Genomic DNA, 11,831 nt, shown 5'->3' on the forward strand with positions numbered 1-11,831 from the left:
TCTAATATAAAAATCAGCTGTGTGAGTTGTAAAAACTATAATTGGAATAAGGCTAAAATATGCCTCAGATTGAATTTACAACGATGTAATTAATTTTATTGGTTAGTCTGCGCTGGCTACGTTGAGATAAAAATTATTTATCTGGGAATGCTCGAGCTAGAGTTTTACGTCCTGCTGAACTGTTTCAGCATCTATTGTGGTATAGAATCCTTTAATAAACATAGGATAACAATTGTTAATTAAGAGACTAAACAGCTAAATCTATTAAAGTCTGTGAGGACACAGACCTTGGGTGTTTTTTTACCGCGATTTACATCATGCTGAACTTGGTTCAGCATCTATCATGGTATAGAATCCTTCGATAGACATAGGATAACAATTGTTAAATAAGAGACTAAACAGCTAAAATCTATTAAAGGTCTGTGAGGACACAGACCTTGGGTGTTTTTTTACCGCGATTTACATCATGCTGAACTTGGTTCAGCATATATATTGTTATCGATCCTTCAATAAACTTAGGATAACAATTGTTAAATAAGAGATTAAACAGCTAAAATTTATTAAAGGTCTGTGAGGACACAGACCTTGGATTATTTTTTAAACACGATTTACGTCCAGCTGAACTTGGTTCAGCATCTATTATACTTTAGATCCTTTGATATATCCATGATGACAATTATAGTTATCTGATTTTTAAATCTGTCACGTTGAGCCTGTCGAAACGCTTAAACCGTAATTCAAACAGGTGCTTCGACAGGCTCACAATGACAATATTATTTTGATAATTTAACCCTTAACAGGCGGTATTAATAACCAGGATTTTGTGTTAAATTAGGATTGTTCTTGATTTCTGGTGTAGGTATCGGAAACAGCAAATGTTTGGTTTTGCAAAGGTTGGTTAACGCTTTTATTGATGTGGCCAACAAAATTATCAAAACTATTCGTGCTTTCATTGTAAACCTTGCGCAAACGCAACATATCAAACCAGGTAACGCCTTCGTAACATAGCTCGTGCCAACGTTCTCTCCAAACTGCCTCTTCGAACTGGGTTTGACCCAAGCCTGCCAAATCTGCTAATTGTGCCCTCTTTCTTACTGCATTTACCGCAGCATATGCTGCCGCATTCGGACTACCATCGGCCCTGTTTTGTGCTTCAGCATAAATCAACAAGGTTTCAGCATACCTAATCTGCGGAATATTTAAATCGCTCCTACTGGTTCCTTCTACCCCTAAAGTTCCATTGGCAATTACATCGAAATGTTTAAAAATATAGGGTTTGCCACGGTTAATCAAAGGAAGTTTAAAACCATCAGTATAATAATCGGTAAAGAAATAACCTTCTCTATTTTTTGCCCTTAAATCTCCCGCTTCGTATGATGCGTAAAAACTTGCTGTAGGAATAGAAGTTCCAATTCCATCAATTTTAGAAACCAGGGGCTGGTGCAAGGGCAGATAAGACGATTGCAGCGGGTTTCCGGTTCCGGCGGCATCATTATACTGAATTTCAAACAAATGCTCTGTTTTATTGTCATTTTTAGCATCGTGTAAAGCAGCATAAGTTGGAAACAGGCCAAGCGCCGTTGGATTTGATGTAGCATAATCAATCACTTCTTTTGCCTTATCGGCAGCAAGTTTGTAATAAGCTGCACCTTTATTTAAGGGCTGCCCGGCCATGGTTAAATAAACTTTTGCCAATTCGGTTTTAATGGCAGCAGTAGAAACACGTCCACTTGCATCCATATAAGGTAAACCCGCAGCTTCTGCCAAAACGAGGTCATCCACAATCTGTTTATAAACCTGCTCCTGAGGGGCACGCGAAGGCGAAAAATTAGGATCGTTAGGGCTGGCAATAGGTTTGGTAATCAATGGCACATCACCCCATAAACGCACCAAGTAGAAATAGGCCCAAGCCCTGATAAATGACGCCTCGCCCAAAATCCTTTTTTTCTGTGCAGCATCCATTGGGTTAATACCCGGAACTTTATCCAACACCAGGTTGGTTTGGGCAATCACTTTGTAAAAACCATTCCAATTTTGATTAACATGAAGATTTGTTCCATCATAAATAAGTGAATACAAATTATTTAAATCAGAATTTTGTGCCGTTTCAGTAGATTGTATTCCCGTTGGTGCATCAAGCATCTGCCAGTTGTTAGAGAAAATTCCGGCACCGTTTCCAATAAACCTGATCTCCGAATAAACAGCGGCAATACCTGCTTCGGCATGCTCTGGCAAAGTGTAAAAACTGTTTGGCGAAAGATTGGTGGGATCGGTTTCATCCAAAAATTTCTTACATCCCGAATTTCCGATGATAGCACCACCCAGCAACAACAGGGCAGCGATATTTTTTATATTTATTTTCATTTTGATATCCTTTCTTTAATTAATGTTTACAATCCAATATTTAAGCCTACCATAAATGTTGTTGGCTTTGGATAATCGAAAAACGTTTGGCCTTGTGCAAATACGTTACCGTAAGTGGTTACTTCCGGATCGTTACCAGTGTATTTGGTGGCCAAGAAGAAATTCTGAACAGATGCGTAAACACGGAGCTTGTTTAAGCGCAGTTTTTCTACAAGCGATTTATTAAAGGTATAACCCAGCAAAAGGTTTTTCCCACGGATGAACGAGCCATCTTCTAACCAGTGCGTATCAACATTGGTAACATAGCCGGCAGATTGATCTCTGATTGCTGCAATCGGTGTGTTCTGATTTTGAGGTGTCCAGGCATCCAATACGCTGGCGAAACTGTTGGCCTGTACCTGTCTGTCTTCACCAGAATGATGCGTCATATTTAACACATCGTTGCCATAAGAATACTGAAGTTCTACAATCAGATCTAAATTTTTATAGCGGAAAGAGTTTGAAAATGATCCCCAGCCTTTTGGCGATCCGTTACCGATAATCTGGCGGTCGGCATCTGTAATGGCATGGTCGCCGTTTACATCCAAGTACTTAATATCGCCCGGCAGCAAAGTTTTACCACCTCGGTAGCTTACATATTTAGCGGCTTCAGCCCTTTCTGCCTCGCTCCAGGTACCTAAACGCACAAGCCCCCAAAACGAGCCTACAGGTTCACCAACCCTGATAATACCCGTTTGATTGGTGAAATTAGGATTGCCTACACCAAAAATATCATCAGGCGTGGCCAAAGAAAGTACTTTGTTGCGGTTAAGGGAAATGTTAAAACTGGTTTTCCAGGTAAAATCTTCACTTTGTATATTAACGGTATTAATACCTAAGTCCAATCCTTTATTTTGCATCGAACCTACATTTTTTCTGATAACCGAATAACCAGAGGTGCGTGGCACAGGGGCATCCAATAACATATCAGTTGTTTTTCTGTAATACAGATCGGCCTCTAAATTAATCCTGTTGTTAAACAAACCCAGTTCCAAACCGGCATCAACTTGTGCTGTTTTTTCCCAAACAAGATCGGGATTGGCCAGCCTTCCGATACCGATACCGGTTACTTTACTATCGTTAATAATGGCTGAATTGTTTACAAGGGTGGCTAATGATTGATAAGCAGGAAGCTCGGAATTACCGCTTAAACCATAACTGGTTCTTAATTTTAAGTTAGAGATTGTTTTGTTTCCTTTAAGAAACTCTTCATCGGAAGCTTTCCATGCCAAGGCCGCAGAAGGGAAAAAGGCGAATTTATGGTTATCTCCGAATTTCGACGATCCATCTACCCTGCCCGTAAAGGTTACCAGGTATTTGTCCTTAAATGCATAATTTAACCTTCCAAAATAGGAGTTGAAAGCAGATCTGTTCCGGTTAGAACCAACAGTGATGGATTTACTGCCAGAACCCATGTTGTTGTTACCATAAAAATCGGTTACAAAATTTTCTGCATGACTGGTGTTGCTAAAGAAATTGGTGGCTTGCCACGAAATACCCAATAACGCATTAATGGCATGCGAGTCGGCGAAACGTTTGTTGTAGGTTAAATAATTTTCCAACGACCAGAATGTTTCCCTATCGTTGGTTACGTTTGCCGTACCATTCTGCCCATCAGATATACCATAGAGCTGTTTTGCATTGTATTCATTAATGTTGCGGCTAACTACATTGGCGCCAAGTTGGGTGCGGAATTCGAGGTCTTTACTGAAACTGATTGTAGAATAAATGCTTCCTAAGGCAGTTTGTGTAATCATGCCATATCTTTGATCGGTTAAAATGTGTACCGGATTAGAACCACCTTCTGCCCATGGAATTAACTTATTATCGCCCCATTTGCCATCTGCCAGCTTAATCGGGAAGAAAAGGAAATGCTTCGGTAATCATACGTACAGAGTTTAAACCGCCTGTTCCCTGATCTACAATGTTTTCATCCTGGTTATTATAACTCAAATTACCACCAACTTTTAACCAGGGCTTAATTTTACTATCGAAGTTAAATCTTCCCGAATAACGTTTTAAATAGGAGTTTTTTAATAGTCCTTCATCATCGCGGTAACCTGCAAAAACACCGTAAGTACTGTTTTCATTCCCTCCGGTAAAACCTAGCTGGTGATTTTGTGAGAGTTTGTTCTGTGTAGATTCTTTTAACCAATCAGTATTGTACAATGGGTTACCATTGCTATCAAAAAACTGTGGTAGGGCAATTCTTGCAGCTTTCGGAACTGGTGTGGAAGCATAGTTTCCTGCCGCCCAACCCACCGGATCGTAAACTTTGATATTATCGTAAGCCAGATCCTGAACCTTTACATATTCGTAAGCATCGAGCATTTTAACATGGTGTGCAGCCAGGGTATTAATTCCAAAATCGGCATCGTAGGTAATCCGTTGCGCATTTGCCGTTCCTTTTTTAGTGGTAATTAAAATTACTCCATTTGCTCCCCTTGCACCATATATAGCTGTGGATGAAGCATCTTTTAATACTTCTACTGATGCAATATCGCTAGGGTTGATGTAATCTATAGCATTACTGTTCTGAGTTTGAGAGCCCACAGGTAAAGCCACACCATCTACCACATAAAGTGGATTATTACTGGTATTGATGGAACTGAAACCACGGATTTTGATATTGGTTTGCCCACCTGGCCTACCCCAGTTGGTATTGACCTGAACACCAGAAATACGCCCGGCTAAGGCCTGGTTTAGGGATGCTGCTGGTCGTTCTTGCAGTTCACTGGCCTTTACCACACCAACTGAGTTCCCGTTAGATCTGTCTTTTTCACACTACCATAACCAATTACCACAACTTCATCAAGTTTATTGGCTTCGGCAGGTGATAGTTTAATGTTCAGGTTTGCGTCGTTACCTACCGTAACATCTTTATTCTGATAGCCAACGTAGGAGAAACGGATTACTTCGCCGGCATTGGCATCGATGCTAAACTTACCGGCCTCGTTAGTTACCGCAGTTTTACCCGAAGTGATGTTTTTAATGCCAACCCCCGGTATGGGCATGTTCTTTTCATCCAATACGGTTCCGGTAATAACTTTTCGATTCTGGATTGTGCGCGGTAAGCACATGAAGGCCAGAAAATCCCCTGGATTTTTCGGCACCGGATTCATGGAAAAAGCAGGACTATTGAGCAAAAAAAGCACAGAAAGCCCTGAAATCTTGAGTAGATTCATTTTCATTAGTTTAGGTTTAGTAAATGGTTAGTTAATAATATTTAATTCAACTGCTGGCAGCTAAAACGTTTTATCGATTATTCATCACAAATAACTGACTTGCAAATAATTATTTTAATCGGAAAGGCTTTTGATGTAAACAGAACAGTAATGCGATAAATTACCGGGATTGGCTAAATATACACCAGCGTAAATCACAAAGATATACACTGCACAATACAGGAAGGACTCCTAAGCTCATCATCATATTTGGTTGTGGATAAAACGATTTATCTACCCAATATTAAATATTTTACTACAAAATCAAGAATATAATTTTGACAAGGAATGTCAGTTTTACCACAGCAGGTAGATTACAGTATGATTACTTTTACAGGGATTATTTTTTTTGAATAAGTCGCTTAAATCTGAACTAAAACGTTTATCTCCTAAACTTTATTCCTGAGCTGTTTGTAAAAGCATATTTTCTTATTATCGTTAAGAAATCTATTTAAATTACTGAATTAAGATTTTTTTTTGCGGATTTAGTATTGTGCAGCTTAAAATAACAGCGGCTTTTGTTGCAACCAGTTGCCAATAATAGGGTGAACATGAGTTGGAATAGCATTGGAAGAGCCGTAGTAAAGCTTTCTATATAAAAAGGGCTGTACCATCAATTAAATTGATCATACAGCCCCTTGCACTTATTATTTTAAAGTTATTTCAAATCAAAACGATCTAAATTCATCACTTTGTTCCAGGTGGCCGACAAAGTCTTTTATAAATTTACCCTGTGCATCCGAACTTGCATACACTTCGGCAATTGCCCTCAGTTCGGCATTAGATCCAAATACAAGATCGGCACGGGTTGCTGTCCATTTAGGCTGACCAGTTGAACGGCTGCTCCCGATATAAAGTTCTTTGTCTTCGGCAATGGCTTTCCATGCGGTTTCCATATCCAATAGGTTTACAAAGAAATCGTTTGTCAATTTACCTGGTGTAGTGGTTAAAACACCATTTTTGGAACCATCAAAATTGGTATCCAAGGCGCGCAAACCACCCACCAATACGGTTAACTCGGGTGCAGTTAAAGTTAATAACTGGGCTTTATCAATCAAAAATTCTTCTGTTGGAACTGGTGATTTTGAGTTGCGGTAATTGCGGAAACCATCAACAACGGGCTCTAAATAACTGAAAGATTCTATATCGGTTTGTGCTTGGGAGGCATCCATCCGACCTGGAGTAAATGGCACTGAAATTGAATATCCGGCAGCTTTTTCTACCGCAGCAGCACCCGCCAATACGATTAAATCGGCTAATGAAACTTTTTTACCATCAACTTGTACATCATTAAATTCTTTTTGAATACCCTCCAATACATTTAACACCTTTTGCAATTGAACCGGATTATTTACTTTCCAATCTTTTTTGAGGCAATAAACGGAGACGCGCGCCATTGGCTCCACCACGTTTATCAGAACCACGGAAGGTTGAAGCCGAAGCCCTCGTGGCCGGAACCAGCTCAAGCTGTACTCAAGCCAGCATCCAGCACCTTTGTTTTTAAAACTCGCGAATATCACTGTCATTGATCAACGCGTGGTTAACTGCCGGAATGGGATCTTGCCAAAGCAATTCTTCCTGCGGCACATCCGGACTCAAGATAACGGGCTATCGGCCCCATATCGCGGTGTGTTAATTTAAACCAGGCCCTTGCAAAAGCATCAGCAAACTGATCGGGATTTTCTAAAAACCGTCTGGACTATCTTCTCATACGCCGGATCGATTCTTAACGCAAGATCGGTGGTAAGCATAGTCGGTAAATGTTTCTTTGTACCGTCAAATGCATCAGGGATAATGGCTTCTGCATTTTTAGCCACCCATTGGTGAGCACCAGCAGGGCTTTTTGTTAATTCCCATTCAAATTCAAAAAGGTTTTCGAAGAAATTATTGCTCCATTGCGTAGGTGTGGTGGTCCAGGTTACTTCAAGTCCGCTGGTAATCGTATCACTACCTTTACCAGATGCATAGCTGTTGTGCCAGCCAAAGCCCTGGCTTTCTATACCTGCAGCCTCAGCGTTCTTTACCTACATGATCTGCTGAGGCAGCACCATGTGTTTTACCAAAAGTATGGCCTCCTGCAATAAGTGCAACTGTTTCTTCATCATCCATAGCCATGCGGCCAAAGGTATCGCGGATATCTTTAGCGGCAAGCACTCGATCAGGATTTCCATCAGGTCCTTCAGGGTTTACATAAATTAATCCCATCTGCACCGCAGCAAGTGGTTTTTCTAAATTGCGTGAGTGGATATCGCCATCGGCATCATCATCTGTTACCACTACACCATGTGCTTTACCTGCACCATCTGAACCATGGGCATAACGAAGATCGCCACCTAACCAGGTGGTTTCTGATCCCCAATAAACTGATTCATCTGCTTCCCAAACATCCTCACGTCCACCGGCAAAACCAAAGGTTTTAAAACCCATTGATTCCAAGGCAATATTACCGGTTAAAATCATCAGATCGGCCCATGAAATTTTGTTTCCATATTTCTGTTTAATTGGCCAAAGTAACCTGCGTGCTTTATCAAGACTCACATTATCGGGCCAACTGTTCAAAGGTGCAAAACGTTGTAATCCGGCACCTGCCCCTCCGCGGCCATCACCTACACGGTACGTGCCGGCGCTATGCCAGGCCATCCGGATAAACAAACCTCCATAGTGCCCAAAATCTGCCGGCCACCAATCTTGTGAATCGGTCATAAGTGCATGAAGATCTGCTTTTAAGGCATCCAAATCAAGGCTTTTAAAGGCTTCGGCATAGTTAAAACTTCCCATAGGATTGGATAAATTAGAATGTTGGCGTAAAATGCTCAATTTTAACTGTTTTGGCCACCAGTCGTTATTCCTGGTGCCGCCACCACCTACATTGCTTTTCATGCTGCCGTTGTGAAAAGGGCACTTACTGATATCGTTTGCTTCGTTTTCCATTTATATAATTTGTTTAGTGAAATATTGAACCCATAAAAGAATTATTCGGGATTATATAAATTTAGATAATTGGAATAACTAATCACAATCATTTAATTCTATAACGGAATAGCTAGAATCTATTAGGGTTAAATATCAGGCATTTAAGCTGCTTCAACAATCCATATCAACGAAAATTATACTTCACATTAAACTTTGGAAATAAAAAATTCACAGATTACTCCACCTTTAAGAATGTTTATCATAGGTTACCCTAATCGATATGTAAAATTAATGCAGCCCCCAGTAGCATACCTATTAAAAAGGTTATCAACAACATTAAGGGGATTGAAATATAATAAATGCTATTTTTCTTTTTCAATTTAATAAACAATAGTGATTGGGATGGATTTATAGGTGCTCATATTATAAGTGGTATTTTTATAAAGAATAACCAGGTTATACTGGCCGGATTCCCATGCTTTTTCGCCGATTATGGGATTTGCATTAGGTTCATTGCCATCTTTTTCTGCACCGATAATTATACTTTCGCCACCATAAATGCCATTAATCTGTTTTAATGTTGACACTTTTGAAGCACTTGGCAAGCCATTATGTACAACTTTAGCAATCACAATCGCTTTATTTAAATCGAGCTTATCAATTGATTCGGGAAAATAGCTGGCTTTTCTCTTAATTAATACGGTATACAATATTCCATCACCTTTTATACCGCTTACCTGTGCATGGGCTGTAAATTCGTCTCCTTTTTTTAAAATGAGTTCTTGCTCAACGAAGGTATCCATGTAATAAATGATGGCGCCATTCCTAGAAAAAATGTCGCGGCCAATTTTTGGATCAACTTCAATACTGGTGGCATCTATAATGGTAAAATCTTCTTTTATTTCCAGCTTGGTCCCATTTTCATCGTACACAGTAAAATAGAAATCATACTTACCTTCAGGTGCCTCGGCGGGGATAGTAAAATGTTTGTGCACATTGGTGTTTTTTACGCCATTGTACTGCTCCCACGCCAGTTCAAACTTCCAGTTTGCGGTATATTTTTGTCCTGCTTTTTGAAGTATTTTAATTTCTACGCCTTTAATTTTATCACCAGCAATTACATCTGCATTTAAATGGAAATCTCTTCCCCTTATGGCTTGCCTATTATTGGCCGTACCTATTTCAATGTTGGTAGCGGTTGGTGCAGTTATTTCAGGGATTTTATCTTTTTTACAACTTGTTGCAAAAACCACCAACAAGATGAGTAAAGTGGTTAGTTTATGGATTGGATTTTTCATTTGAAATGGGTTAAAAAGGCTGTATCATATTTATTGGCTGAGAAAGCTTTTTCAGCTTGCAGCGGGTTCTAAATTTGTGGAAGACAATTTTATAACAATTGCGACCACGTACGCTTTAAGATGGCTTCTTGCCTCAGCAATGGCGACCGCTCTACGAAACTCAACCCACGACCGCATAATCGATTTGCTTGAAAATTCAACGTTAAAAATCAAGACGGGTTTATAAATATGATACAGCTTTATATGAAAATATTAATGTTCTGCGCTACTTTCGAAACCAAGCAGGGTTAACCTTACCGGGCGTGCAGTAACCTTATGTTTTTTAACTTTTGTAAAATCGGTCAGATCGATTTGGTGAACCTCGCCACTAGCCGGCATAGCTACATAAGCAAATCTTGCTGTAGCTTCTAATACAGGTTTATACGTTTCAGCAGCTGCAACAGAGGTAATCACTGTACCCTCTTTTTTCAAACCGCCTGTTTGCAAATCATAAATTCTTAATTTACCATCGAGTGTTAACACCAATAAGTTTTTACCTGCATAATCTACCTTACATTGAAAAGCATCGGCACCTGCATAAATTGGAGTGATCTTGTTTGTTGTTAAATCAATTAAATAAGCACCTTTTGCAGCAACATAGCCAATGAATTTTTTGGCACTTTCAGCATATAGAATAGTAGCCAACCGAAATGTACCAAAACCATCAGGATTCGTAATTATACGTTGCGTACCATTTTGTGCCACAACCAAAACACCTCCTGCAGTTGCTGCCGATGTGGTATAAGCACCGAATACAGCATTTTGGCCATCGCTCGCATTACCATGTATTGCACCCACTTCTAAAGTAGACGGATGTATCAACGTACCATTTTTATCGGTTATAATTACCCTTGTAGGCGATACACCCGAAGTTGCGGTTGAAGTAATGGCATAGTTGCCATTGCTAAACTGTGCCATTGCACCATGATGAGGCAGTAAACCAGCATTTACCGTTTTAAACTTTGCGTTTGCCGTATTAAAATCTGCATCATTAGCAACGCTTAAAGTTCCATCGCCATCGTTAAAAATTAAAGATTCGTTGTTTTTGCTTTTAAAGTGGGTTGGCTTGGTTCCATTTGCAGTGATGGCTGCCCATTTGGCGATTCCGTCTACATCGATATGGTCATCGTGCGATTGCAAGCCACTGTCAAATACCTCTACCAAATTCTGCGCTCCGTAAAGTACTGCTGCATATCTTCCAGATGCTGTTCCATAAATATTGGCTAAAGGATATTTACCAGTAAAAGCAGTTATTTTAGCCGTAGAGGGTTCTATTTGCGTAAGTACAGGAGAGGTTTCATCAGCCACTAAAACCCTTAAAAATTTATGCTCCTTTAAAAGGGATTCGGGTACCGGTTCTGTAGTATTGTTATCTTTTTTACAAGCGGCAAAACCTGTTGCCAACAGTGCAAATAATAATGCAGTTTTAAGTTTGTTCTGAATTTTCATTTTTTGTATTTTAAATAATTGGATTTTTTATTAATTGATTTTGATGCTTATGCCTTTAAGCGTTTGCCATCCGGTTTTATCGGTTAGCCGAATTAAGAAGTGGTAATCTCCGGCATCTATATTTGCAGGCACAATTATTTCCTGGGCAATATCATAGGTTTTCAAGCCTGATGGAACAGGAAAATCCTTAATAAGCAGAAATGGGTTTACGGGTTGTTTTACAGCGCCCAAATTGCAATCATTTACTTCGGTACTATGACTATGGTGATCGAAATTGTGATGCACATCTACACTCACCGAACCCAATTCAACATTATCATTCAGCCTGGCTTTAAAAATAAATTTTTCTCCTTTTTTAATAATGGCGCATTGTTGCGGAAAAGCTGATCCTGTTAAATCAATTGATGGATATTCGGTATCGATTTCTTCGGTTTCTTTTTTACAGGCAGAAAATACTGTTGCTACAGTGAGCAGTGCGATAAGCAATTGTTTTGTTTTCATTGAT

At 39.6% G+C, this 11,831-nt stretch carries 9 protein-coding genes; all 9 read right to left on the minus strand.

Going from position 1 to position 11,831, the window contains the following annotated elements:
- Window positions 1-831 precede the first annotated feature (831 nt).
- Window positions 832-2,364 carry a RagB/SusD family nutrient uptake outer membrane protein gene (locus tag AC0IWE_RS14785; protein WP_471793654.1) on the minus strand — a complete coding sequence of 511 codons (1,533 nt, stop codon included), beginning with the start codon at window positions 2,362-2,364 and terminating at the stop codon, window positions 832-834.
- A gap of 26 nt (window positions 2,365-2,390) precedes the next feature.
- Window positions 2,391-4,259, minus strand: coding sequence for a SusC/RagA family TonB-linked outer membrane protein (locus tag AC0IWE_RS14790; protein WP_471794048.1), 1,869 nt, complete (start codon window positions 4,257-4,259; stop codon window positions 2,391-2,393).
- Window positions 4,255-5,151: a TonB-dependent receptor plug domain-containing protein gene (locus tag AC0IWE_RS14795; RefSeq protein WP_471793655.1), complete on the minus strand. Its 897-nt coding sequence runs from the start codon at window positions 5,149-5,151 to the stop codon at window positions 4,255-4,257. Before AC0IWE_RS14795 ends, AC0IWE_RS14790 begins: the two co-directional genes overlap by 5 nt.
- Window positions 5,145-5,588, minus strand: a complete 444-nt coding sequence (locus AC0IWE_RS14800; protein WP_471793656.1) for a carboxypeptidase-like regulatory domain-containing protein — start codon at window positions 5,586-5,588, stop codon at window positions 5,145-5,147. Before AC0IWE_RS14800 ends, AC0IWE_RS14795 begins: the two co-directional genes overlap by 7 nt.
- Window positions 5,589-6,295: 707 nt before the next feature.
- Window positions 6,296-7,024 (minus strand): peroxidase family protein, encoded by a 729-nt coding sequence (locus AC0IWE_RS14805; RefSeq protein WP_471793657.1) that lies wholly within the window; start codon window positions 7,022-7,024, stop codon window positions 6,296-6,298.
- A 613-nt stretch (window positions 7,025-7,637) separates the two neighbouring features.
- Window positions 7,638-8,558: a peroxidase family protein gene (locus tag AC0IWE_RS14810; protein WP_471793658.1), complete on the minus strand. Its 921-nt coding sequence runs from the start codon at window positions 8,556-8,558 to the stop codon at window positions 7,638-7,640.
- A gap of 362 nt (window positions 8,559-8,920) precedes the next feature.
- On the minus strand, window positions 8,921-9,838 hold the full coding sequence (locus AC0IWE_RS14815; RefSeq protein WP_471793659.1) for a DUF4625 domain-containing protein: 918 nt from the start codon (window positions 9,836-9,838) through the stop codon (window positions 8,921-8,923).
- Window positions 9,839-10,090: 252 nt separating this feature from the next.
- On the minus strand, window positions 10,091-11,326 hold the full coding sequence (locus AC0IWE_RS14820; protein WP_471793660.1) for a YncE family protein: 1,236 nt from the start codon (window positions 11,324-11,326) through the stop codon (window positions 10,091-10,093).
- Between the two features lie 30 nt (window positions 11,327-11,356).
- Window positions 11,357-11,827, minus strand: a complete 471-nt coding sequence (locus AC0IWE_RS14825) for a DUF4625 domain-containing protein (protein WP_471793661.1) — start codon at window positions 11,825-11,827, stop codon at window positions 11,357-11,359.
- Window positions 11,828-11,831 lie beyond the last annotated feature (4 nt).

It is taken from the genome of Pedobacter sp. AC402 (assembly GCF_979252805.1).